Here is a 24663-nt window from a genome sequence, read left to right on the forward strand (position 1 = left end):
ATGAGCGAGTGCAGCGAGCGGATCATGCCGCGGTCGGTTGCCCGCACCAGGGAGCTCAGCGTCAGCGGGGTGCGGTCGTGAGCGAGCGCGCTGCGGCGGTGCACTTGGTTCTCGGCGAAGAAGAGTTGTTGATCGAGCGGGCGGTCGCGCAGATCGCTGCGCAGGTTCGGGCGGGTGCGCCGGATGGTGACGCGGTGCCGGTTGATCGGTTGCGGGCGGGGGATGCCAGCACTGCTGAGCTGGCCGAGTTGTTGAGCCCCTCGTTGTTCGCCGAGGAGCGGTTGATCGTGTTGGAGTCGGCGGCCGAGGCGGGGAAAGATGCCGTCGCGGTGATCACCGAGGCCGCCGAGGATCCGCCCGAGGGTGCGGTGCTGGTGGTGTTGCATTCGGGAGGCGGCCGGGCCAAGGCGCTGGCGCCTGCGCTGCAGAAGATGGGCGCCGAGGTGCACAACTGCGCCAAGCTGACCAAGGCGACCGAGCGGGTCGAATTCGTGCGCAACGAGTTCCGGGCCGCGGGGGTGCGGGTGTCGGGCGAGGTTGTGCAGGTGATGTTGGAGGCGGTCGGTTCGGAGCTGCGTGAGCTCGCCGCCGCGTGTTCGCAGCTTGCCGCCGACACCGGCGGCAAGATCGACGTCGCGGCCGTTCGCCGCTATTACTCCGGGAAAGCGGAGGTTTCCGGCTTCGACGTCGCCGAGTTGGCCGTCGCGGGCGACCGTCCCGGCGCGATGGAAGCACTGCGCTGGGCCAATGATCGCGGCGTCCCGCATGTCCTCCTCGCCGACGCACTCGCCGACTCCGTACACACCATCGCCCGTGTCGGCTCCGCGGGTCGCGGCGACCCCTTCAAGCTGGCCCAACAGCTGGGCATGCCCCCATGGAAAGTGAAGAAAGCCCAAGCCCAGGCCCGCGGCTGGAGCTCGGCAACCATCGGCTCCGCCCTCCAAGTGGTCGCCACCCTGAACGCCGACGTCAAGGGTGGCGCCGCCGACCCCGACTACGCCCTGGAACACGCTCTCACCCGGATCCTGGACCTGCACTCCGCAGGTTGACCGAAGCGACGCGCTTTTCCGGCCGGTCTAGTGAACGGGGCTTCGGCCTGTTCAGCGCATCGGCCATCGTGGCCACAGCGGCATGCATTTCCTTGATAACCCGCCGGACACTCGACGTCTGTGGGGAGATGCCGAAATCCCGGCGAATGGCCGCGTGAAGGCGACGTTTTCTCCTCGACCACCAATCGATCGCGCCGCGGAAGTAGTTGACATCTATCGAAAGCTCCCCGCCGCCGCCCACCCCGACCCTGATGGACGTCGCGCACCGCGATGTCGTGCTCTCCGACCGACCGCGTGAACGGGCTTTGGCCTGTTCAGCCCGACGGACCGGCCATCGTTGCCCAGGGCGACATGTTTTCCCTGATAGCCGCCGGACGCTTGTGTGCTCCGATGGCCGGGACTTCCTGCGCACCTCCGGCTCGTCCGACAACCCGACCGTCGAATTCCGCACTCTCCCGGTGCTGCACTACGACGTGCGCGCCGCCTTCGGCGCGCACGTCCCGACCACCAGGTCGAGCACCCGTCCACAAAGCCCGCCGATCAGGCCACCGACACCGCCTCGACCACTGGATCGGTCACCACCACGCCGGATGTCGGCACGCCGTCGACGGCACCATCGCCGGCGATGCCGTCCCCTGCGTCAACTGGCCGGTCGGCCATGGCGAACGTCCGCTGGGCCGAACGATCGTGTGCCGATCGCCCGCGGCATGGACAGCGAACTACCGACTCCACCGACGGTGCGCTGGTCCTCGATTATGCGAGTACTGTCGACGTCGTTCGATTCCATCCTGGGGGTTTCCTATGTTGATTTGGGGCTGGCGGCGCACCGTCCAGCAACTCGCCATGCTGACGCTGGTATGCGGCAACTGCCACAATCCGGCGGCGCACGCTCTGCGCAAACTCGTCACCAAGTTCACGCTTTTCTTCATTCCGCTCTTCGCGCTGAAGACCAAGCACACCGTGCAGTGCACGTGGTGCGGAGCGGAATCGGAAGTGCCTCACCAGCGTGTCCCCGAACTGCTGCACCAGGCGCAGACGGCGGGTGCGTGGCAGCCACCTGCCCCGGCGACGCCGGATCAGCATTATCCGAGGTAAGGCGTTGCCTCACACCACTTTCGGTGCCTGCACCAGTGCCGCCGTGGCCCGGCGTACCAGCGGCAGCACCAGGAGCAGGGTGGGGAAGGCGATGGGCCAGGACACCGCCCACGAGCGCAGCCACATCCCGACCGCGAGGCCATCGCTCATCAGGGTGCTGATCAGGGAGACGATGCAGGTCATCAGGATCGACAGCAGCATCGGCAAGAGCACCGACGCATAGCGGGCGGGCAGCTTGAAACCGGTGCGGGAGTTGGTGTTCGCGGAAGTCATCGGTTCACTCCGTAAGGTCGTCACAGCAGCGATTCCGCCGGGCGGCAGAACCGGTGCGTTGGTTGACGTGAACGCTTACGGCGACGCGATGTCGCGGCACCGAGCATAGGGCAGCGGTTCGCGGCGGTGCGAGCCAGCTCTGCACCGCCGCGAACCGTGCCGAATTCAGTTGCGCTCTTGCACCTTCAGGTCGCCGAAGGTGACGCTCTGCGTCATCGGCCTGGCCAGGAACTCGTGCGGGAAACCGAGGTCGATAGCGCTGGCCTGTTCCAGCCGAGCCACCTGCGCCGGGTCGAACTCGACATCGAGGGCACCGAGATTGTCCTCGAGCTGTGCGGCTGTGCGGGCGCCGATGATCGGTGCGGTAACTGCGGGGTTGCGTAGCGTCCAGGCGAGCGCCACTTGCGACGGCGCCTTACCCAGTTGCGCCGCAACCTCTTTCACCACATCGGCGATGGCAAGACCGCGCGCGGTGAGCGAGCCGTTGGCGGCGGCCACATTCTTGCGCGAGCCTTCCGGCGATGCCTCCGCATCATCCGCCAGGTCGGCGCTGCTGTACTTGCCGGTCAGCACGCCGCTGGCCAGTGGCGACCACGGGATCACACCAAGACCCATTTCCTGCGCCATCGGAATGAGGTCGCGCTCGACGGTCCGTTCGATGAGGCTGTATTCGATCTGCAGCGCAATCAGCGGTGACCAGCCCCGCAGATCCGCGATGGCCTGCATGCGCGAGACCTGCCACGCCGGTGCGTCGGAAATGCCGACGTAGAGCACTTTGCCCGCACGGACCAGGTCGTCCATCGCGCGCAGGATCTCCTCGACCGGGGTGCGGAAATCCCAGGCGTGCAGGTACAGCACGTCGAGGTAGTCGGTGTTCAGCCTGCGCAGGCTCGCCTCCACCGAAGCGAACATGCTCTTGCGGTGGTTGCCCCCGGAGTTGGGGTCGCTCGGTCGCCGCAGCATCGTGTATTTGGTTGCCAGCACAAGGCTTTCGCGATTGTCCGCGGTGAACTCGCCGAGCAGCTGCTCGGAGGTGCCGTTGGTGTACTGGCTGGCGGTGTCGATGAAATTGCCGCCACGCTCCACATAGGTGTCGAAAATCTTGCGGGCTTCGTCCTTGTCGGCGCCCCAGCCCCAGTCGGCGCCGAAGGTCATGGTGCCGAGGGACAGCGGGGAAACCCGCAGCCCCGAGCGGCCGAGCAGCCGGTAGGTGTCGAGGGTGAGGCCTGTGGACATGTCGGGCTCCTGTCGTCGTTCGTTCGACAGCAAGTCTGGAACGGCGCGAGGCCGACGATAAGGGAAGGTTCTTCCTGGGAAAGCCAGTACCACCCAGTCGTAGGATCGAAGGTGATGACTGGCACGGTGAACGCGACACAGGAACTTGCGGCCTTCCTGCGGGCCCGGCGGGAGCGCCTCACCCCCGGCGACCTCGGGCTGCCCGAGCGCAGGCAGGCCCGCCGCACGCCCGGCCTGCGGCGCGAGGAAGTCGCCGAATTGGCAGGGGTCAGTATCGATTACATCGTCCGCCTGGAGCAGGGGCGGGGCCTACGTCCGTCCGCCGACGTGCTGGAGGCGCTGTCGCGTGCGTTGCGGCTGGACACCGACGAGCGCGCCTATCTGTTCGACCTGGCCCAGCAGCGTCAGCCCGACACGGGCAAACCGAGCACGGTGGCCGCGCCCGAGCTCGTCATGCTGGTCGAGGATCTTTCCCCGCTGCCTGCCATGCTGGTCAATCATCGCTACGACATTCTGGCGTGGAACCGGGAAATGGCCAGGTTGATCGTCGATTTCGACACCTTGCCGCCGGGCCAGCGCAACTCGATGTGGCTGTGCCTGATGCACCCTGATATGCGCGACTTCTATGCCGACCGGGAACGGATCATCCGAGAAGGCATCGCTGACCTGCGAGCCGCATGGGCGGCGCACCCCGACGATCAGGCCCTTGCGGACCTGATTGCCGAGTTCACCCGCAGCGAGGAATTCGCACGGGCCTGGGACAGGCATGATGTGCGGGTGAACGGTCGCGGCCGGAAGCCATTGCGGCATCCGGTGGTGGGGCCTTTGGTCGTCAACTACGAAGTACTGATGCCGATCCAGGACCCCGACCAGCGGATCATCATCTATCGAGCCGCGGACGCCGATTCCCGAACGGCGCTGGACCGGTTGGCCGAGTCCTGAGAACTACTCGACGGAGGCGAGCGTCAGCTCGTCTTCCTCGTCGGAGTCCTCGTAGCGGCCGTCCCATTCCTCGTAGAACGGCACGTCGTCGTCACGGGTGACGATCCACTCCAACGAGTACGCGCCCTCACCTGCGGGAACCATGATGTTCTCGATCTTCAGACCGATCTGGAGAACGTCGGCAGCCCGGATGACATCGGGCAGGTCCTCGGACCGAACCACGGTCTGGTTGGCATACAACGTAATGGTGTTGCGGTCGCCGTCCAACGGTAACTCCAATCATTGGTGAAAACATTGCTGACGAGTGCCCTCGCCTGGCAGACACTACCGCCGATTCGGAGGACGCCGGGCGTTTGCCCGAAACCGTTCACACACCATTCTCCTGCCGCGCTCGTCCCCGCAGATCACGGCCTCGGCGGTGCGCCGACACGGCGTCGTGTGGCCGTCTCGTGTCGGTGGGCACGACAAAAGCCGCCGTGGTCATCGAGGCCACGGCGGCTGCGTCAAAAGCACATGCGGTATCTCGCGATACCGGCGGACTAGATCTTGTTGAGGGCCAGCGCGAGCGCCGACTTCTTGTTGGCAGCCTGGTTGGCGTGAATGACGCCCTTCGAGGCAGCCTTGTCCAGTTTGCGGCTGGCGAACTGCAGCTGCTCGGCAGCCTTGTCCTTGTCGCCTGTGGCCGCGGCCTCGCGGAAGCTGCGGATCGCAGTGCGCAGAGCGGACTTGACCGACTGGTTGCGCTTGCGCGCTTCCTCGTTGGTGCGGATCCGCTTCATCTGGGACTTGATGTTGGCCACGCCTGTTTCCTCGTGTTCCTGTCGCTGAATGGACTGTGCTGAAAAGTTTGCGAGCGTGCGACACACCCGAAGTAAATCGGTAACGCAACGCCGAAGATCGAGGGTACCAGCCACGGCTTGGCACACGAAATCGGTGCATCCGGCGCCCGAGCCACCGCTGCGGGACCCGCCAGTTTGTCGAACAGAATTTTCACCCGCAACGCGGGAGTGATGCAAGAAATTTACCTGTGTCTCACACGGCAAAGCCGCTGCATGGCGCACGATTCTTGCATGACCTCCGCCTCGCCGCCGCGATCGGCCCGATCTCCTGTGCCGCCGCCGGTCCGGTCGAACGGACGTGCGCGTGGCCATGAGCGAGCACCTTCTACCGGACTGTTCGAGGGCTATCGACCCGGCCGTTATGACCAGGCCTTCGACGAGATGTTCGACAGCTCGGGCCGGGTCCGGCAGCCCTACAAAGGCATCTTCTCCGCGCTCGCGCCCATCGACGTCGCGGATCTCGCGGCGCGTTCGGACGCCCTCGATCGCGCCTTCATCAATCAGGGCATCACGTTCTCGCTGTCGGGTCAGGAGCGGCCGTTCCCGCTGGATCTGGTGCCCAGGGTCATCGCGGCCGCCGAATGGAACAAACTCGAGCGCGGCATCAAGCAGCGGGTGACCGCGCTGGAGCTGTTCCTCGCCGATATCTACGGCGAGCAGAACATTCTGCGCGAGGAGGTGATCCCGAAACGCCTGGTCACCTCCTGCCAACATTTCCACCGGGAGGCCGCCGGGCTGGTGCCGCCGAACGGCGTGCGCATCCACGTCGCGGGCATTGACCTGGTCCGCGACCAACACGGCGAATTCCGCGTCCTCGAGGACAACCTGCGTTCCCCATCAGGTGTCTCCTATGTAATGGAGAATCGCCGCACCATGGCACGGGTCTTCCCGGACCTGTTCTCCTCGCATCGGGTGCGTGCGGTGGGTGACTATCCGAGTCATCTGATGCGGGCGCTGCGCGCTTCGGCCGCGCCGAACGAGGCCGATCCGACGGTCGTCGTGCTGACCCCCGGCGTTGACAACTCGGCCTACTTCGAGCATTCGCTGCTGGCCAGGCAGATGGGCGTGGAGTTGGTCGAGGGCAGGGACCTTTTCTGCCGGGACAACGTCGTATACATGCGCACCACGGCGGGGGAGCGGCAGGTCGACGTGATCTACCGGCGCATCGACGACGGTTTCCTCGACCCGATGCACTTCCGCCCCGATTCGGTGCTCGGCGTCGCGGGTCTGCTGAATGCCGCACGCGCGGGCAATGTCGTCGTCTCCAGCGCGATCGGCAACGGCGTCGGCGACGACAAGCTGATCTATGCCTATGTACCGACGATCATCGAGTATTACCTCGGCGAGAAGCCGGTGCTACCGAACGTCGACACCTACCGCTGCTGGCTGGACGACGAGCGTGCGGAGGTGCTCGACCGGATCGGTGAGTTGGTGGTCAAGCCGGTGGAGGGGTCCGGCGGCTACGGCATCGTCATCGGACCGGACGCCACGCTGCGCGAGTTGGACGCCGCCCGTCGCAGGATCAAGGCGGACCCACGTGGCTGGGTCGCGCAGCCGGTGGTTCAGTTGTCCACCGTGCCGACCAAGATCGGCAACGAACTGGTGCCGCGCCACGTCGACCTGCGGCCTTTCGCGGTCAACGACGGTGACGACATCTGGGTGCTGCCCGGCGGGCTGACCCGGGTCGCGCTGCCGGAGGGCTCCCTGGTGGTCAACTCGAGTCAGGGCGGCGGCAGCAAGGACACCTGGGTGTTGTCCGGACGCGACTCGCTCGCCGACCGGGAACTGGCGGGTGCGGAGCTGGTCAGCGAACCGCCGCAATCGGATTCGCGTGAACTCGGCCGGGAACTGACTGCCGAGCAGTCGAATCAGCAACAGCAGCAGCAACAACAAGAGCAGCGACAATCCGGTACGAGGGCGGTGCGCTGATGCTGGCCCGCAATGCCGAATCGCTGTACTGGATCGGACGCTACGTCGAGCGCGCCGACGACACCGCACGCATCCTCGACGTTGCGGTGCATCAGCTGCTGGAGGATGCGACGGTCGATCCGGACCGTACTTCGCGAGTGTTGTTGCGGGTGCTCGGTATCGAGCCGCCCGCGGGCGAACTCGATGTCTGGTCGGTCACCGATCTGGTGGCGTTCAGTCCCGAGCACGGTGCGTCGATCACCAACTCGATCGCGAATGCTCGCGAGAATGCCAGGGGCGCAAGAGAAGTCGCCTCCAGCGAAATGTGGGAGTGCCTGAACGCCACCTATATCGGGCTGGCGGCCGCCGAACGCGCCGCCCGCAGCCTCGGGCCGCACGAGTTCTTCCACTACATCAAGGACCGGGCGGCGATGTTCGCCGGACTGTCGGATTCGACGCTCAGTCGCGACGACGGTTACCGGTTCCTGCTGCTCGGCCGCTCCATCGAACGTGCGGATATGACTGTGCGGCTACTGCTTTCGCGAGCTGGTGACCGCACCTCGTCACCGGCCTGGGTGACGGTGCTGCGCTCGGCGGGCGCGCACGACACCTATCTGCGCACCCATCGCGGTGCGCTCGACGCCAATCTGGTGGCCGAATTCATTCTGCTCGACCGGCTTTTCCCGCGGTCGCTGTTCCATTCGGTGCGGGTTGCCGAGGACTGTCTCGCCGAACTCGACCAACGGCCGACCAGCCGGGTCGGCGCACGCCACGAGGCACAGCGACTACTCGGCCGGGCCCGCAGTGAACTCGAATTCCTGCCGCCCGGTGTGCTGCTGGAGGACCTGCAGAATCGGTTGCTGCTGCTGCAGCGGAACTTCCGCGAGGTCGGCGAGGCGATCGCGCTGCAATATTTCCATGCCGCGCCGTGGGTGGCGTGGACCGATCTGCGCAGCAGTCACGACAACCACGCGCAGGTGGAGGGAGAACTGTGAGCTGGCGGATTCGGGTGGTGCACACCACCGGTTATGTGTACGACGCGCCGGTCACCCGGTCGTTCAACGAGGCCCGGCTCACCCCACGCGCCGACAGCAGGCAGAACGTCATCCTCAATCGGGTGGAGACGGTGCCCTCGACCCGCTCCTACCGCTATACCGACTATTGGGGCACCGCGGTCACCTCCTTCGACCTGCATGCGCCGCACACCGAATTGGAGGTCACCGGCTCCTCGGTGGTGGAGACCGAGCCGTTCGCCGGTCCGGCCGAGGAACTGGGCTGGGAAGAGCTGCGCCGCGAACAGATCGCCGATCGGTTCGACGAAATGCTCGCCGCCACCACCTATGTGCCGACGGATCGGAAACTGGCGACCGTCGCGCGGCAGCTGGCGCGCGGGGTGCCACCGGCGAAAGCTGTGGTGCGAGCAGCTGAATGGGTGCATCAGGAGATGACCTACCTGGCCGGAACCACCTCCGTGCACACCTCGGCCGTGCAGGCGTTCGCCGAGCGGCAAGGCGTCTGCCAGGACTACGCGCACCTCACCCTTGTCCTGTTGCGCAGCATGGGCATACCGAGCCGCTACGTCTCCGGGTACCTGCATCCGCATCCGGAGGCCGAGATCAACACCACGGTGGCCGGTCAATCGCACGCCTGGATCGAGGCATGGACCGGCCAGTGGTGGGGCTATGACCCGACCAACAACATCGCCATCAACGAACAGCACGTATCAGTCGGGGTCGGCCGCGATTACGCGGATGTGCCGCCGCTGAAGGGAATCTTTTCCGGTGGCGGCTCCACGGACCTCGAGGTCGTCGTGGAGATCACCCGTCTCGCCTAGACCGCGGCCTTTTCGCGCTTTATCCAGTCGCCGATGCCCGCGAATCGGCGATCGGCCAGGTTCTGGGCGCACCCGGCGAGCCACCGAGGTGTCCGGGAAATCGGTCGTCGCAGGTCGAGGGTTGTTGTGGAGCACTACTACCTCGCGTAACGTCCCGAACGGATCGACTACTTCGGCACTATCGAACGCAGCAGGACCTCAGGCAGAACCAGTGTGCTCCCCGTGCACGCGGGGTGTTCTCTCGGAAGGTGACATGTATGCCCACTGCTCAGGAAGTCATCGAGGAAGCCACAGAGCTAGCACCGACTCCCGACTCCAAGAAATGGGCCGCCGAAGCGCTCGGCACGTTCGTTCTTGTCATCGGGGGTGTCGGCACCGCGGTGCTGGCCGGTCAGCGGGTAGGTGCGCTCGGTGTGGCGTTCGCCTTCGGGCTGACCCTGTTGTTCTTGGTGTATGCGATCGGGCCGATCTCGGGCTGCCACGTGAATCCGGCGGTGACCGTCGGTCAGCTGCTGCTCGGCCGGTTGTCGGCGCTCACCGCGGCAGGCTACGTGATCGCCCAGCTCGTCGGCGCGTTCCTGGCCGGTCTCGTGCTGTTCGCCCTCGCGAAGAACCTGCCGTCCTACGATCGCGCGGCCGACGGGCTCGCCGCCAACGGCTGGGGTAAGCACAGCCCGTCGGCGAAGACCGGTCCGCTCGGCAAGGTCATCATCGAAAACGGCTACGGCCTGGCCGCGGTGATCATCATCGAGGTGATGCTGACGGCGCTGCTGGTGTTCGTGGTGCTCGCCTCGACCGACCAGCTTTCCGACGTCCCGCTGGCCGGCCTCTCGATCGGCGTCACCCTGACCGTCATCCATCTGGTCGCGATCCCGGTGGACAACGCGGCGATCAACCCGGCCCGTGCCCTCGCCGTCGCGCCCTATCAGGACGGCGCGATGGGCCAAGTCTGGGCCTTCGTCGTCTTCCCACTGATCGGCGGCGTCCTCGGTGCGCTGGTCTACGGCCTGCTCTTCGGCCGCTCTCGCGAAATGATCAGCTGAGCATCCGGCCTACCGAACAACCCGAGCCCGGGTCGCACGTTCCGATGGACGCGTCGGCCCGGGCTCGTGCGATGCCGGGCCGCTCCCGCGAAGTGATCAGCGGAGTTCGTTCGGTGAGCACGTCGCTAGCGGACCGCTCCCGATTCGGCCGCAGCACCGGATCGAGGTGCCGCGCCGCAGGTCAGCGTGACCAGGGCGGGGATCGGGAACAACAGCAGGAAGAGGTTCGGGATCCACCAGGTGAGGCTGAAGTCGCCGCGCAGGGCCCAGAATGCGATCGCCTGGAGTCCCGCGGTGCTGGTCAGGGTGAGCGACACCGTCATCAGCGTTCGCGAGCCGTTGCCGCGGCACAGACTGGCGAGGCCGGTTGCGCTGGCGGCCAGGTCGAGCGCGACGAACGAGAAGTTCCAGTCGCTGAGCACCGGATCGGTGTAGTCCTAGTCCTTGTACGCGAATTCCGGCGGGATCAAATGGGCGAAGGCGATCGCCCAATAGATCAGAAAGCCGATGTCGGTGATCAGCATGGCGACCTTGGTCGGCCCGAGGACCCTGTCGATCATTCTCAGCTCCAGTGGTATTCGATCACCAGCCGGTGTGCGACCAGGTCGAATGTCTTGCGTTCCACGATGGCGCCTTCTCTACGGATGCCGTCCTCGGGCACGTCGAGCACCCGATCGAGGCGGACCCAACTCGGCCTGCCCGCGTGATCCCAACTGCCGCTGCCGATCCCGACCCAATTGCGGTCGTGCGCCCGCTCCGGATTCGACGAAAGCATCAGCCCGAGCAGGGTCTTGCGATCGCGCCCGACGACCAGGACGGGACGGTCCTTGCCGTTATTCGGGTCCTCTTCGTAGGGAACCCAGGTCCACACGATCTCGCCGGGGTCGGCGCGGCCGTCCAGCTGTGGTGCGTAGACGATCTGCCTGGCGCGCTCGGCCGTCGGTACGGGCCTGGAGGCAGTGGGGCGCACGGCGACGGCGGGTGTCCTGCGTTGCGCGATCGAGCCGACCGCGCGTTCCAGCAATGACGAGCGTCGCAGCTTGTCGACAAGCTGCGGTCCCTGCTGTTTGACGATCTTGGGACCCTGTTCCTTCGCGATGAGGCCTAGCTGCTTGCCGAGAGAGTTCCAACTTCGGGCCATCTCTGGAGAATAACGGCGCGCCGCCGTTCTCACATCCGCGCGGGAATTCGACTGGTACGGCGGCGAATGTGCCGATCGCGCGGCGCAACGGGGACACCTGATGGCTCGGACAGATCGACTGTGACCTGGACAACGGCCAACCGATGGCGATCGCTCTACACCGCCCATGGGACGATAGACGACAGTTTGCCGATACCAATGAGGAGTGGAGTGCCCGCCAGCTTCGCCGACACGACGTTCACCGATCCCGCGCGGATCCGGAACTTCTGCATCATCGCGCACATCGACCATGGAAAGTCGACGCTGGCCGATCGCATGCTGCAGCTGACCGGTGTGGTCGAAGAGCGGCAGATGCGCGCCCAGTATCTGGACCGGATGGATATCGAGCGCGAGCGTGGTATCACCATCAAGGCCCAGAATGTCCGGCTGCCGTGGCAGGTGGACGGCACCGACTACGTGCTGCATCTGATCGACACACCCGGCCACGTCGACTTCACCTACGAGGTGTCGCGGGCGCTCGAGGCGTGCGAGGGCGCGGTGCTGCTGGTGGACGCGGCGCAGGGTATCGAGGCGCAGACGCTGGCGAATCTGTATCTCGCGCTGGACAAGGATCTGACGATCATCCCGGTGCTGAACAAGATCGACCTGCCCGCCGCCGACCCCGATCGCTACGCCAGCGAGATCGCGCACATCATCGGCTGCGAACCCGACGATGTGCTCCGCGTTTCCGGCAAGACCGGCGTCGGTGTCGCGGAGCTGCTCAACGAGGTGATCAAGACCGTCCCCGCGCCGGTCGGCGATCCGGATGCGCCCGCCCGCGCGATGATCTTCGACTCCGTCTACGACACCTACCGTGGCGTGGTCACCTACGTCCGTGTGGTGGACGGCAAGATCGTGCCGCGCGAGAAGATCAAGATGATGTCCACCGGCGCGACCCACGAACTGCTCGAGGTCGGCATTGTCTCCCCGGAACCCAAGCCCACCCAGGGTCTCGGCGTCGGCGAGGTCGGCTACCTGATCACCGGTGTGAAGGACGTGCGCCAGTCCAAGGTCGGCGACACCGTGACCGCCGCTCGCAACGGCGCCACCGAACCGCTCACCGGTTACCGCGAGCCGCGCCCGATGGTGTACTCGGGTCTCTACCCGGTGGACGGCTCGGATTATCCCGATCTGCGTGACGCCCTGGACAAGCTGCAGCTCAACGATGCCGCGCTGACCTACGAGCCGGAAACCTCCGTAGCGCTCGGCTTCGGCTTTCGCTGCGGCTTCCTCGGCCTGCTGCACATGGAGATCACCCGTGAGCGGTTGCAGCGCGAGTTCGATCTCGACCTGATCTCCACCGCGCCGAACGTGGTGTACCGCGTGGTGATGGAGGACGGCACCGAGCACATCGTGACCAACCCCTCGTACTGGCCGGAAGGCAAGGTGCGCACCGTCTTCGAGCCGGAGGTGAAGTGCACTGTCATCTCGCCGAGCGAGTTCATCGGCTCGATCATGGAGCTGTGTCAGCAGCGCCGCGGCGACTTGGGTGGCATGGACTACCTGTCGGAGACCCGCGTCGAGCTGCGCTACACCATGCCGATGGCCGAGATCATCTTCGACTTCTTCGATTCGTTGAAGTCGCGCACCCGTGGCTATGCCAGCCTCGACTACGAGGAGTCGGGCGAGCAGATTTCACAGTTGGTCAAGGTGGACATCCTGCTGCAGGGCGAGGCGGTGGACGCGTTTTCCGCGATCGTGCACAAGGACGCCGCCCAGGCCTACGGCAACAAGATGACAACCAAGCTGCGCGAGCTCATCCCGCGTCAGCAGTTCGAGGTGCCCATCCAGGCCGCCATCGGCTCGAAGATCATTGCCCGCGAGAACATTCGCGCCATCCGCAAGGACGTGCTCGCCAAGTGCTACGGCGGTGACATCAGCCGTAAGCGCAAGCTGCTGGAGAAGCAGAAGGAAGGCAAGAAGCGGATGAAGACCATCGGTCGCGTGGAGGTTCCGCAGGAAGCCTTCGTCGCGGCGTTGTCTTCGGACGCGGCGTCCGATAAGCCGAAGGGCAAGTAGTAGTAGACGGGGTCGGGGCGCATAAGTACACAGCCAGCCCGATGGGGATGGCTACTACCAGGACACCCACAGCTATGCCTTCGGACGTGAGGTGACGCTTCCCGCTCCGGTCGACATCACGCTGGACACCACGCCGCTCAAAGACTGGGTCGATTGAGTTCCGTCTGGGACTCCGGTGTTGCGATCCATACCCGAAGACGGGTCCCACCGAGCGGGCTGTGGTCGAGTTCGGCTGTGCCCGAATGAAGTTCGGCTTGCTGGCGGACCAGTGCGAGCCCCAGACCCGAACCGTGGGAGCCAGGACCTTTGACGAAACGGTCGAAGGCGTCGGGGCGCAGGTCGCTGCGGATGCCGGTGCCGTCGTCGTCGATGAGGATTTCGACGCCCGCGGTCGGATCGTCCGTGTTGGGATCGCCCGTGGTCGGGGCGGCATAGTTCGTGCCACCCGTGGTCGAGCTGGTGGCGCTCGGCTTGTCTGCACGCAACCGGCGGGCCGCGACGGTGATGGTCCGCGCGTGGCCGTGCTGCACCGCGTTGGCGACCGCATTGGTGACGATCAACATGAGCCCGCCCGGCAGGCCGGTCACCAGAGTTGGGCTGCATTCGGTGAGGTCGATCTGCACCTCGGGATGCCTGCGTCGAGCATTCTGGACCGCGCGGTCGAGGGTTTCGCACAGCTCGAACGGTTCGAAGGCATCGGATTCGGTGAGTTCGCCGACGGCAAGCCGTTCCAGATCGGTGAGGGTGTTCTCGATCTGGCGCTCGGCGAGCAGCACGTCGGACAGCACCGTGCGCTGCTGCTCGGCCGGTAAGTCCTTGGTGGCCAGCACTTCCAGGTCGGTGCGCATGGCGGTGAGCGGAGTGCGCAGCTCGTGTGCGCAGACGGCGGCGAAGTCGCGGGCACTGGCCAGGGCACGGTTGGTCGCGCCGTGTGCGGCCTCCAGCCGGGTCAGCATTCGGGTGATGGCGTCGGAGAGTTCTTCGGCTTCGCGCGCTCCGCGACCCGACAGCGGTGGCAGCTGTTCCAGGGTCTCGATGCCGTGCGTCGCGGTGGCCAGTCTGCGCAGCGGTCGGGCCGCGTACCCGGCCAGGAACCAGCCGAGCACCGCGGCGACGAGGATGCCTGCGAGCCCGATCGCCAGTCCGGTCAATTGGCTGCGCCGGATTGCCGAGTCCACCAGTGAGCGGTCGGGTTCCAGTCGCACGATCAGTCCCGGCATGCCCTCGACCGTGGTGCGGACGTCGCCGGGAGCCGCGATTGCCGGTGCGGGCAGCGGGAATCCCGGTAGGGCGGATCCCGGTGGCGCAATGACTGGTACCGCTGCCCCCGGCGGCGGAAGGTCTGCTACAGCGGATCCCGATGGCGCGCCGCCGGGCACCACGGCTCCCGGCGGTGAAAGGCTCAGTACCGCGGCTCTTGGCAGTGGAAGGCATGGGACAGCGGATCCCGATGGCGCGTCGCTGGGCACCGCGGCTCCCGGCGGTGGAAGGCCTGGTATCGCAGCCCCGGGCAGCGGAAGGCTTGGTACCGCGGCTTCTGGTGGTAGAACGCCCGGCAGCGCGGCTCCCGGTGACCGAAGCTCCAGGAGCGGCGGAATCCGCAGGTGCGGTGGGATTTCCGCAGGTTGTGCCACCGCGACGCCCATGCTCGACACCGTCTCGTCGAACTGCCGGGAGCCGGTGGTGTCGAGTAGGGCAGTGTAGGCGATGCCGAGGGTGACGGCGACGAGCGCGGCGACGACGCCGGAGACCAGTGCCACCCGAGCCTGCAGTGAGAGCGCTGCGCCGCTGTTCCGGATGGTCGCGACGACGCGCGTGGCGGTGTCCTCGAGGCGATCGTTCACGGCTGCTCCCGCAACACGAACCCGACACCGCGCACAGTGTGGATCACTCGCGGCGCACCCGATGCCTCCAACTTCCGGCGCAGATAGGAGACGAATACATCGACCACATTGGTGTCGGTGGTGAAGTCGTAACCCCATACCGCCGACAAGATCTGCTCGCGGCCGAGCACGATGCCGATGTTTCTGGCGAGCAATGCGAGCACCTCGAATTCACGTTTGGTCAGCTCCACCGTCGCGCCGTTCGACCGCACCCGGTGTCCGGCATGGTCGATGTCGACCCGGCCGACGCGGCACAGATCGGCGGGCTGTTCGGCGATCGGTGGTCTGCGGCGCAGCAGCGCGCGCAACCGCGCGACCAGTTCACCGAGATCGAAGGGCTTGGTGAGGTAGTCGTCGGCGCCACGTTCCAGACAGGCGATGCGGTCGGTCACCGCGGTGCGGGCGCTGAGCACGCAGATGGGGATGTCGTTGCCCATGGCGCGCAGCGCCGTAACCACGCCCGCCCCATCGAGATTCGGCATGTTCACATCGAGCACCATGGCGTCGGGCGCGGCTGTGCGGACCATCGTCAGCGCTGCCGCGCCGTCGCCCGCGGTGATCACTTCGAAGTCCGAGAGTTCGAGCCCGCGTTGCAGGGACGCGAGAACTCGAACCTCGTCGTCCACGACCAAGATGCGTTGTCGGGTCATGGGGCCACCATAGAGCCGCTGATCGATCAGCTGCCGCTACTGCCGGTCGGCGCGATCCGCGCAGGTTGTGCGGGTTGTACGTAGCCGACGCCGGATTCGCCTGGTCTGCCCCTTTCGATAATCACCTGCGGCCCACCGGGCTCCGCAGGCCGGACCGAAATGATGCCGTGCGGGTCGATATCGGGGCAGTCCGGGAGGGCAACGCCCGGCGGCAGCGGTTCGGCGCGTTCGATGCGGACGTGCGGGCCCGGCTCGGTGGGCAGTGGTTCGACCTGCTCGATGCGGACAGGCCCGGAAGGCAGCGGCATATCCGGCGGGGCCTGGATAGTGCAGACAATGGTGGGGCCGCCGGGTTCGGCCGGCGGCGGTGGGTGGGCGGACGCGACGCCCGCGACGATGGCGGCCGCCCCGCCTGTGAGTGCCGTCCCGGTCAGGACGGCGGCGATGCGGGCTCGGCGGCGTCCGGTGAGTGCCGTCATGCTGAGGTCTCCTTCGCTGCGATGCCGCCGACCGATCGACGGCGCGAGATCGAAGGTAGGTAGTGGATCTTCAGCGCCCCTTGAGCATTTGTTAGAGATCTCTTAATCTTCGTCGACACGACTTCGGTGCACGTGCGCGAGGGGGCGTCCGCGGTTGGGATCGGCCCCGGTAGCGGCACATATTTTGAGGCTGCGTCCGGTTTGGAATGCCCCGGGAAAAAGGGCTTCCGTTCTGGTAATTGCCATGGCAGGGTGGCCGGAGAATGTGACAGCTGTGATTTCCGGAAATATCGTTAGGTGATCTTCACTCGGGTCTGCCCGGCGTTGGTGAGGATGCTGGAACCCCGAGAGTGGAGCTTGCATGACGAGTGACCTGCCCTTCGACAGCAACGACACCGAAGCTGACGACCGCGCGGGCGATACCGCGTACCGCATTGCCACCGGCGTAGCGCGGGTGGCGAGGGCGGGCGCCTACGTGACCGGCGGCGCCCTGGTGGCGTCCAACGGCGGTGGCGCACCCTCCCATCCCGGTTCGCAACGGCTCGACAGCTGGCACACCGGTTGGGCTGCGGGCAGCAGCGATCCGGAACCCGATGCGCCGAGCCCGGTGGTGACTTTCCCGGAGCCGGACCCGCATTCGATCCCCGCGCCGCCGCTCGCTCGCGACAGCCACCACGGCTTCCAGCTGCCGTCCTTCCCGACCGCGCCGGTGGCTCCCAACGGACACGCGCCGTCCAACGGCCCCTACATCCGGGTGGGTGCGCCCGAGGGGCACACCCCCTCGACGCCGAACTGGTCGGAGTCCACCAAACCGAATTGGTCGGAATCCGGCGACGTACCCACGTTCCGCGCGCCGTCCACTACCGAATGGGGTGACCCGACACCGCAAACGCATGCACCGTCGGGTCTTCCCGGATTCCAACTGCCCGAGTGGCACGCGCCCAGCTGGTGGGACGCGATCACCGGCGGCAAGGCCGACAAGTCGGAAGAAGACGATTCGACCGAGAGCGGACCTGGTTTCGGGCTGCCCGGGCAGGGGTTGGGCCCCTCCGGTCATGGCTTCGGCCTTCCCGATGGCGGTGGTTTCGTCCCGCCGGGGAACGTGTTCGGCCTGACCAGGGTTCCGGTTGCGGAGAGCGCGAAAGTGCAAGCGGTCAGCGATAAAGCGACGGACGCCGTGCCGGGCCACATGTACGACGAAACGCCGAATGCGGTGCCGGGCCACATGTTCGACGGGATGTCCGGTCACTACCTGGACGGGATGTCCGACGGGGCGTCGGGCCATCCTTTCGACGGAGTCGGCAACGGCGACTTCGGCATATACCTCGGCGCGCAAGCCGGGGTACGGGTGCACACCGAGTTCACCGTGGACGTCGGCATCGGCCCCAAGGGTGCGTATATGAGCACCGACCTGAAGGTGGAAGCCTCCGCGGATCTGAAGGTCGTCGCGGCCGCGGGTAGCAACGTCGGTGATCAGGTCGATCGGTTCAACGACTGGTTCGACCACGGCGGTCACGGCACGCACCCGGCGGGCCCGTCCGGGCGCACGACGGCGGATCAGCACGGAAGTAGTTCGGGCACTTCGGGTCTCGGCAACAGTGGGGTAAGTCATCAGCCGGTGGCTCCTGCCGCTGCCCCTGCGGTGGCGCCGCCCGCGTTGTCCACGGTCGCGGCGCAGCCGATCGCGCCGGTGCCCGCGCCGATCGCGCCGCCCGCACCCGTGGTGAATGTCGTGCAGCCGGTGGCGGCCACCCCGCTGCAGACCACCATCCAGCCGGACGCGGCGAGCACGCCGATCGCCAATGTGCTTGCGCCGCCACCGGGTCCGTCGCCGCTGACCGCGCCCGCCGCGGTGCTGCCCACACTGTTCGACCAGCCTGTGCCGCCGGTTCCGGTGAAGCCGGTGGTGGACCTGCTGCCCACCCTGACCCTGGTGCCGACCGCGACGCTGCCGACCATCCCGACCACCATCACCCTCACCGTGCCGACCCCGGGCAACGTCATCACCGATCCCGGCACCACGGAGCTGCCCGACCTCGGCACCACCAAGCTGCCGACGGCGGTTCTCACGCCGACGCCGGGCGCGGGCACCGGGATCGACGTGACCAAGACACCGGGCCTGCCCGGCACCCAGACCCCGGGCACGACCGTCGTTCCGACGCGCCCCACCACGCCGGACGACGACATGACGCTGCCGAGCACCGGCGGCGGCGCGGGCACCGGGCAGACCACCCCTTCCACACACACTCAGCCGAGTGCCGAGATCCCGACGGTGGTCGTACCGACCCAGCAGCCTTCGCTGCCGCAGCCGACGGTCTCGCACGCCGCGCCCGCGCCGACGATGATCCCGATCACGCCGACGATGGACGTCGAACTGCCGACCGCGCAGAACCCCCTCCCGGCCGGAGCGGGGCCTGTCACCCCGATGAAGCCTCCTATGAGCTTGGACCCGAAGCCGCACGGGATCGCGGGCGAGCTCGACGACCCGATGAGCGCGTTGCTGTCACACACCGATCCGTCGATGTACTACGACCCTTCGGCGTTCACGCTGCTGTCCGCGGGCGGCCTGTCCACCCCGCTGATGCCGGAGGCGAGCATGCACGACGCGCACCACCAGCTGGCCGGCGGACTCGACAGCGCGCTGCTGTAGTCGGAGCGCATCGAGAGCGCGATACGGGGTGCGTGCACGAGCCCGCGCACCGTCATGTCATCGTTGAGCGAAGCGAACCACAGTCAGGAGGAGTGTTGTCTGCCGCAGCCGGGCTGGAGGCCGTGACGGTGAAACACCCGGACGCGATGGCGCCACTCATCCGGATTCTCGACGAACTGCGGGAGATGACCAGATCCGCCGGTCGCGAAGATCTCGGTGGGCGCCTCAATATGGTGCGGGCCAGGGTCAGCGATCCCCGGGTTCGGCTCGTGGTGGTCGGTGATTCCAAGAACGGCATGAGCACCCTGGTCAACAGCCTGGTCGGGGCGCAGGTCAGCGCAACCGACAGTGCGCTGAGCGTTCCGGTGATCGCGGAGTACGCGCCGGAAGCCTCTGCGACCCTGGTGAAGTCGGTCGGCAATGGTCGCATCGAACGCCAGGCGGTCGATCCGCTCGACCCGGTCCCCGCGCTCAACGCCGAGGGCGTGATCCGCGCCGAATTCACCGAGCCGAGCCCGTTGCTCGCCGACGGTGTGGTGGTGATGGATGCCCCCGGCACCAATGGTGAGGACCACACCACCTGGTCGATGATCGCCGCCGCCGACGCCGTGCTCTACGTCGGCGCGGCGAACGCCGAACTCACTGCGCATCAGATCGCCCATTTGCAGCGCATCCAGCAGGTGTGCCCGACGGTGATCTGCGTGCTCAACAAGATCGACCTGTACCCGCAGTGGGCGCACGTTCAGCAGCGCAACCGGGAGCTGCTCGACGCGGCGGGGCTCGGCTTCGCGGTCGCGCCGGTGTCCGCGCAGCTGCATCGCGAGGCGGGTAATTATCAGCGCGACATCGAGTCCGGCGTCCCGCAGCTCATCGATCACCTGCGCGACTACGTCGTGGCGCGGGCCGACACCGTCGCGATCGACGCTGCGGTGCAGGACATCCGCCTGGTCACCGATCACCTGGCCATGACGCTGCGGACCGAGGCGGAAACACTGCGTGATCCGCGCAAGCGTGCCGAGATCACCGAACGGCTGGTCATCGCCCGCGACCAGGCCGACCAGCTGCGGCAGCGCTCGGCGAACTGGCAGGTCACCCTGGTCGACGGCAGCACCGAACTGATGGCCGACATCGAGCACGACCTGCGGCATCGCCTGCGCAGCCTGGTCCGGGACGCCGAGGCCGAGATCGCCGAGACCGATCCGGCCCGCCGGTGGAAAGAGTTCGGCACCGATCTCGACGCACGCATCTGCGAGGCCGTCGAAGAGAATTTTGTGATGGCGCACTACCGGGCAGTCGAGCTGTGCGAGCAGGTCGCCGCGCGGTTCCCCGCCGACAATCGCGCCCCATCGCTGCCGGATCTACGGCTGACCAACCCCGGGGAAGTACTCGGGCCGGTCGCACCGCTGGAATCGCTGGTGAGCGCGAAAGCCGGCGTGTTCACCCAACTGCTGACCGCCATGCGCGGCTCCTACGGTGGTCTGCTCATGGTCGGCCTGCTCACCAGCCTGCTGAAAATGCCACTGGTGAACTGGTATTCGGCCGCGGCCGCCGTACTGCTCGGCGTCAACGCGCTGTGGGACGACCGCAAGGCCCGCAAGCAGCGCCGCCAAGCCGAGGCCAAGGTCGCGGTCGCCAGACTGATGGACGATGTGGTCTTCCAGGTCGGCAAGGAATCGCGAAACCGCTTGCGCGCCATGCAGCGCACCCTGCGTGACCACTTCACCGATATCGCCACCGACGTGCTGCGCGCGGCCGATGAGGCGTTGCGCACCGCCGAGGAAGCATCGGGAAAGTACGGCGACCGCAGAGAACAGCGGATCGCCGACCTCGACCTCCAACTGGGCAAGCTGCGCGGACTGCGCTCGATCGCAGACGATCTCGCCCCGGCCTAGCGAAAGTCCCGCTTCCGGGGTTGCGAAGGTCGGCTTCGGCCGGGACTTCGAACCCCGCTCAGCCGGGGAGGCGGGGTTGGAATGCGCCGGTGTGGCGTGATTTTTCGGCGTGGTTGATGTGTGTCACCGCGGTGAGTTTTCCGCTCAGCCGGGGTGGCTGGCGGGGGTGTGGGCGGGTTGGAAGCCGCCGGTGTGGCGTGATTCTTCGGCGCGGATCACATGCATGACCGCGTTGATCAGCGCCAGATGGGTGAATGCCTGCGGGTAGTTGCCCAGGTGGCGGCCGCTGCGCGAATCGATCTCCTCCGCGTAGAGCCGTAGCGGGCTCGCGTAGCCGAGCAGTCGCTCGCACAGGTGCCTGGCTCGCTGTAACTCACCGATCTCCACCAGCGCCGACACCAGCCAGAACGAGCAGATGGTGAAGGTGCCCTCCTCGCCGCTGAGCCCGTCGTCGGTGGTTTCGGTCCGGTAGCGCAGCACCAGGCCGTTCTCGGTGAGCCGGTCGGCGATCGAGAGCACGGTGGCGCGCACCCGATGGTCGGTGGGCGGCAGGAACCGCGTCAGCACCACCAGCAGCAGTGAAGCGTCCAAGGTGTCGCCGCCGTAGGTCTGGGTGAACACTCCGTTGGCGGTCACGCCGTTGGCCAGCACGTCGGCCTTGATCTGCTCGGCGATGGTGTACCACTCGGTGGCGTGCTCGAACTGGCCGTGCAGTTCGGCCAGTTTCGCGCCGCGATCCAGCGCCACCCAGCACATCACCTTCGACGAGGTGAAATGCTGTGGCTCGCCACGTACTTCCCAGATACCCCGGTCGGGCTCCTGCCAGTGCATGATGGCCGCGTGCACCTGGCGTTCCAGCAGCGGCCACAGCGTCTCCGGTACCTGCTGGCGCGACTTCACATGCAAGTACACGGCGTCGAGCATGGTGCCCCAGATGTCGTGCTGGTCTTGGTTGTACGCACCGTTGCCGATGCGAACCGGTCGGGCCCCGTCGTAGCCGGACAGATGGTCGAGGGTGGATTCGGTGATCTCCCGTTCGCCTCCGATGCCGTAAAGCACCTGCAGTGGAACGGGTTCGCCGTTTTCGCCGGTGGTGGCGTCGTTGAGGAAGGCGAAGAAGTCGTCGGCCTCGCGGTCGAGGCCGAGGGTGTAGAGGCCCCACAGCGCGAAGCTGGAGTCGCGCACCCAGCTGTAGCGGTAGTCCCAGTTGCGTTGGCCGCCAGGCGTTTCGGGCAGCGAGGTGGTGGCGGCGGCCATCAGCGCGCCGGTCGGTGCGTAGGTGAGGCCCTTCAAGGTCAGCGCGCTGCGCTGCAGGTAGTTGCGCCACGGATGGTCCGGGAACTTGCCGAGGGTGATCCACTGCCGCCAGCATTCGGTCGTCGCCCACATCTTCTGGGCCGCGTCCTCGAAGGTGCGTGGCGCAGGCAACTCCGACCAGGTCAGTGCGACGAATATCTCGTCGCCCTCCTTCATCCTGGTCCTGGCGCGCGCCTCACGGCCTTCCAGCCCCAGCCGTAGATCGGTGGTCAGCACCAGCGTCGGACCCGCGCCCGGGTCGACGGTGCGCACCGCGGTGGCTTCCTCGTAGACCTTGCCTGTGTACTGCCAGTTCACCGTCGAACGGTGGTAGTCGAAGGCCGGTTCGCAGCTCATCTCGAGCTCCACCGTGCCGTTCACACACTTCACTGTGCGCAGCAGGATGTGCTCGGCATCCCAGTCCATCGGGGTACGGCGATGGGTCTTGCTGCGCTGATCGTTGTTGTGCCACGGCCCGAGTACCAGGGCGTCGCGCACGATGATCCAGCCGGTCTCGGTCTGCCAGGTGGTTTCCAGGATCATCCCGCCGGGCAGATACCTGCGCGCGGCAGGCACATTGACGCCGTACGGACCGATCCGGAAATGCCCGGCACTGCGATCGAGCATGGAGCCGAAAATGCTCGGTGAATCCGGGCGCGGCACACACATCCACTCGACTGCGCCATTGCTCGCGATCAAGCAGGTGGTCTCGCAGTCCGACAGGAACGCATAGTCGTCGATCGGCGGATAGGTGGCGTGGTGCGTTGACACCGTCATCGGACTCAACGACGGCAAGCCATCGGGTTCCTGGACGGTCAGATCATCGTAAGACGCCATACCTCATCTTCGTTCCAGCTCGCCCACACGTCCACCGGCCGCCCAGCCGCGCTCGTTTATGGCTCGTTTATCCGGCGTGAGTAGGCTGTCGCTGTGCATGCGATTGCTGGTTGGTGGGACGGGTTCGAGCTCTGGGTGGCCGGGTTGCCGTTCATCCCGCAGTTCCTCGTTGTCCTGGTCGGCATGGTTCCGACCAGCTTCGCCATCGCCTACGGCCTCGATCGCGTCCTGCGCGCCGCCATGCACGCCCTCGGCCGCGACCGTGTGGTAGCCGCCGCCGCGCTCGAAGAGCCGGCCTTCCCTGTCACCGAAGTGCGCGAGCCGGCCCAGAGCGGAGCCCGTTGATGCCCCGCTCACGCGTTCAGCTAGCCCTCGTCGCCCTGCTCGTTCTCGTGCTCGTCGCCTGGCTCTTCACCCGCTGACCCCTCTCTCGGGACGGTTGGTGTCACGTCGACTCGAGCGCTATCGGCTTAGTCTGTCGGTGGTTGGTTGTCGCGTTCGCCGGTGCGCCAATCGTTGAATCGTCTGCCGATCTTGGACACCGTTTCGCCGACCTCGTGGCCTACTGTGCTCACGGCGGAACCTACGTCCTTGCCGAGGTTGCGGACGGTGCGGATCAGTGGGTCCTCGGACTGGTCGAAGTTCTGTCGGTAGGTGCGGGCGGCTTCTTTCATTTCGTCACTGATTCTGGTGTTCTTGTCGTGCTCGCGGCGTGGGTATTCGCCTGCCAGGATGCGGTTGTATTCGCCGGATTGGATCCAGCGGCGCAGTTCGGCGGCGCGGAGCACCGAGAACGGGTGGCTTTGCAGCTCCAGGTTGAGCAGTTTCAGGACGCCGTCGCGCAGGTCGCCGGAGCGTTCGTAGTCGTCGGCTTGAGCCAGGAATGCGCCGTGGTTCATTTCCTTGATCCAGGTGCCGCCCGCGGTCTTCATGTGCACTCGTACCGAGGCTTCGACGTCCTGACCGCACAGGAGTCCGGCCCGGTCGCCGGACAGCTCGGATTTGCGACTCCACTCCATCAGCGCGGCCACGATGGCGCGTAATGCCCAGCCGCCCACCGGCATCCAGCCGATGCTGGCCGACAGCCGCAACAGGTGCATGAGCATGGTGCGGTAGACGGCGTGGCCGGACAGGGCGTGGCCGAGTTCGTGGCCGACGATGAAACGCAACTCTTCGGTGTCCATCAGGTCGATGAGTCCGGTGGTCAGCACGATGAACGGGGTGTCCATGCCGATGGTGAAGGCGTTGACCTCCGGGCTCTGCAAGACGAACATCTCGGGCGTCGTGCGCGCGTCGAGGATCTCGACGCAGTCCTCGCGCAACTGGTGCAGTGAACGGAACTGGCGCTCGTCGACCCGGACGGCGGTCGCCAGATACAGCAGCCGGTGCTGGCGTTCCTGCAACAACCCCGACAGCGCGCGCAGCACCACGTCGAATCCGGACAGCGAGCGCAGTGTCACCAGGGCGGTGCGGTCGGCCGGATGTTCCCAGGCGCGCGTGCTGATGCCCGGCAACCGGGTGTGGACACGATCCGGGCTGGTAGTCATGGGATGAAAAC

21 protein-coding genes and 1 pseudogene are annotated in these 24663 nt (G+C 66.5%); 11 read left to right on the forward strand and 11 right to left on the reverse strand.

The window, feature by feature from the left end; translation table 11 throughout:
* The first annotated feature begins 77 nt into the window (after positions 1-77).
* Together holA and OHQ90_RS13620 are read left to right on the forward strand one after the other, a co-directional pair.
* The gene (gene holA / locus OHQ90_RS13615; protein WP_328410568.1) at positions 78-1049 is read left to right on the forward strand and encodes a DNA polymerase III subunit delta; all 972 of its coding nucleotides are present in this window, start codon (positions 78-80) and stop codon (positions 1047-1049) included.
* An 801-nt stretch (positions 1050-1850) separates the two neighbouring features.
* Positions 1851-2144, forward strand: coding sequence for a hypothetical protein (locus tag OHQ90_RS13620; protein WP_328410570.1), 294 nt, complete (start codon positions 1851-1853; stop codon positions 2142-2144).
* Positions 2145-2153: 9 nt separating this feature from the next.
* On the opposite strand, the gene OHQ90_RS13625 is transcribed toward OHQ90_RS13620, so the two are convergent.
* Both OHQ90_RS13625 and OHQ90_RS13630 read right to left on the reverse strand, forming a co-directional pair.
* The gene (locus OHQ90_RS13625) at positions 2154-2417 is read right to left on the reverse strand and encodes a DUF2798 domain-containing protein (RefSeq protein WP_328410572.1); all 264 of its coding nucleotides are present in this window, start codon (positions 2415-2417) and stop codon (positions 2154-2156) included.
* A gap of 165 nt (positions 2418-2582) precedes the next feature.
* Complete coding sequence (locus OHQ90_RS13630; protein WP_328410574.1) at positions 2583-3653, reverse strand: aldo/keto reductase; 1071 nt, start codon at positions 3651-3653, stop codon at positions 2583-2585.
* Positions 3654-3767: 114 nt separating this feature from the next.
* On the opposite strand from OHQ90_RS13630, the gene OHQ90_RS13635 reads away from it, so the two are divergent.
* The gene (locus OHQ90_RS13635) at positions 3768-4595 is read left to right on the forward strand and encodes a helix-turn-helix domain-containing protein (protein ID WP_328410575.1); all 828 of its coding nucleotides are present in this window, start codon (positions 3768-3770) and stop codon (positions 4593-4595) included.
* Positions 4596-4598: 3 nt separating this feature from the next.
* Here OHQ90_RS13635 and OHQ90_RS13640 read toward each other — a convergent pair whose 3' ends face one another.
* Complete coding sequence (locus OHQ90_RS13640) at positions 4599-4862, reverse strand: hypothetical protein (protein WP_328410577.1); 264 nt, start codon at positions 4860-4862, stop codon at positions 4599-4601.
* 272 nt (positions 4863-5134) lie between these two features.
* Complete coding sequence (rpsT, locus tag OHQ90_RS13645) at positions 5135-5395, reverse strand: 30S ribosomal protein S20 (protein WP_328410579.1); 261 nt, start codon at positions 5393-5395, stop codon at positions 5135-5137.
* A gap of 420 nt (positions 5396-5815) precedes the next feature.
* Here rpsT and OHQ90_RS13650 point away from each other — a divergent pair, with 420 nt between their 5' ends.
* The 4 genes from OHQ90_RS13650 to OHQ90_RS13665 all read left to right on the forward strand — a co-directional run bounded on the left by OHQ90_RS13650 (position 5816) and on the right by OHQ90_RS13665 (position 10219).
* Positions 5816-7363: a circularly permuted type 2 ATP-grasp protein gene (locus tag OHQ90_RS13650; RefSeq protein WP_328412819.1), complete on the forward strand. Its 1548-nt coding sequence runs from the start codon at positions 5816-5818 to the stop codon at positions 7361-7363.
* On the forward strand, positions 7363-8337 hold the full coding sequence (locus tag OHQ90_RS13655) for an alpha-E domain-containing protein (RefSeq protein WP_328410581.1): 975 nt from the start codon (positions 7363-7365) through the stop codon (positions 8335-8337). Before OHQ90_RS13650 ends, OHQ90_RS13655 begins: the two co-directional genes overlap by 1 nt.
* Positions 8334-9176 (forward strand): transglutaminase family protein, encoded by an 843-nt coding sequence (locus tag OHQ90_RS13660; RefSeq protein WP_328410583.1) that lies wholly within the window; start codon positions 8334-8336, stop codon positions 9174-9176. The genes OHQ90_RS13655 and OHQ90_RS13660 overlap by 4 nt, the downstream gene beginning before the upstream one ends.
* 257 nt (positions 9177-9433) lie before the next feature.
* On the forward strand, positions 9434-10219 hold the full coding sequence (locus tag OHQ90_RS13665) for an aquaporin (RefSeq protein ID WP_328410585.1): 786 nt from the start codon (positions 9434-9436) through the stop codon (positions 10217-10219).
* Positions 10220-10344: 125 nt separating this feature from the next.
* Here the strand turns inward: OHQ90_RS13665 and OHQ90_RS13670 are convergent.
* Both OHQ90_RS13670 and OHQ90_RS13680 read right to left on the reverse strand, forming a co-directional pair.
* Positions 10345-10779 (reverse strand): annotated as a pseudogene (locus tag OHQ90_RS13670) (DUF5360 family protein).
* Positions 10780-10781: 2 nt separating this feature from the next.
* A complete protein-coding gene (locus tag OHQ90_RS13680; protein WP_328410589.1) occupies positions 10782-11360 on the reverse strand; it encodes a type II toxin-antitoxin system PemK/MazF family toxin in 579 nt (192 codons plus the stop codon).
* Between the two features lie 198 nt (positions 11361-11558).
* On the opposite strand from OHQ90_RS13680, the gene lepA reads away from it, so the two are divergent.
* Entirely contained in the window at positions 11559-13418 is a 1860-nt protein-coding gene (lepA, locus tag OHQ90_RS13685; protein WP_328410591.1) for a translation elongation factor 4, read from the forward strand.
* 137 nt (positions 13419-13555) lie between these two features.
* On the opposite strand, the gene OHQ90_RS13690 is transcribed toward lepA, so the two are convergent.
* Genes OHQ90_RS13690 through OHQ90_RS13700 form a run of 3 tightly spaced genes read right to left on the reverse strand, consistent with a single transcriptional unit; the run spans position 13556 to position 16430 of the window.
* The gene (locus OHQ90_RS13690; protein ID WP_328410593.1) at positions 13556-15262 is read right to left on the reverse strand and encodes a sensor histidine kinase; all 1707 of its coding nucleotides are present in this window, start codon (positions 15260-15262) and stop codon (positions 13556-13558) included.
* Positions 15259-15951 carry a response regulator transcription factor gene (locus tag OHQ90_RS13695; RefSeq protein WP_328410595.1) on the reverse strand — a complete coding sequence of 231 codons (693 nt, stop codon included), beginning with the start codon at positions 15949-15951 and terminating at the stop codon, positions 15259-15261. Before OHQ90_RS13695 ends, OHQ90_RS13690 begins: the two co-directional genes overlap by 4 nt.
* A 26-nt stretch (positions 15952-15977) precedes the next feature.
* Positions 15978-16430 carry a hypothetical protein gene (locus tag OHQ90_RS13700; RefSeq protein ID WP_328410597.1) on the reverse strand — a complete coding sequence of 151 codons (453 nt, stop codon included), beginning with the start codon at positions 16428-16430 and terminating at the stop codon, positions 15978-15980.
* A 361-nt stretch (positions 16431-16791) separates the two neighbouring features.
* Between OHQ90_RS13700 and OHQ90_RS13705 the strand changes: the two genes are divergently transcribed.
* Together OHQ90_RS13705 and OHQ90_RS13710 are read left to right on the forward strand one after the other, a co-directional pair.
* Positions 16792-19080 (forward strand): hypothetical protein, encoded by a 2289-nt coding sequence (locus OHQ90_RS13705; protein WP_328410599.1) that lies wholly within the window; start codon positions 16792-16794, stop codon positions 19078-19080.
* Between the two features lie 95 nt (positions 19081-19175).
* The gene (locus OHQ90_RS13710; protein ID WP_328410600.1) at positions 19176-20972 is read left to right on the forward strand and encodes a dynamin family protein; all 1797 of its coding nucleotides are present in this window, start codon (positions 19176-19178) and stop codon (positions 20970-20972) included.
* Positions 20973-21116: 144 nt separating this feature from the next.
* Here OHQ90_RS13710 and OHQ90_RS13715 read toward each other — a convergent pair whose 3' ends face one another.
* Positions 21117-23045, reverse strand: a complete 1929-nt coding sequence (locus OHQ90_RS13715; protein WP_328412821.1) for a glycoside hydrolase family 15 protein — start codon at positions 23043-23045, stop codon at positions 21117-21119.
* A 153-nt stretch (positions 23046-23198) separates the two neighbouring features.
* Between OHQ90_RS13715 and OHQ90_RS13720 the strand changes: the two genes are divergently transcribed.
* Positions 23199-23450 (forward strand): hypothetical protein, encoded by a 252-nt coding sequence (locus tag OHQ90_RS13720; RefSeq protein ID WP_328410602.1) that lies wholly within the window; start codon positions 23199-23201, stop codon positions 23448-23450.
* A 125-nt stretch (positions 23451-23575) separates the two neighbouring features.
* Here the strand turns inward: OHQ90_RS13720 and OHQ90_RS13725 are convergent, their stop codons facing one another.
* A complete protein-coding gene (locus tag OHQ90_RS13725; protein ID WP_328410604.1) occupies positions 23576-24652 on the reverse strand; it encodes a M48 family metallopeptidase in 1077 nt (358 codons plus the stop codon).
* Positions 24653-24663 lie beyond the last annotated feature (11 nt).

It is taken from the genome of Nocardia sp. NBC_00403 (genome assembly GCF_036046055.1).
Classification (GTDB): domain Bacteria; phylum Actinomycetota; class Actinomycetes; order Mycobacteriales; family Mycobacteriaceae; genus Nocardia.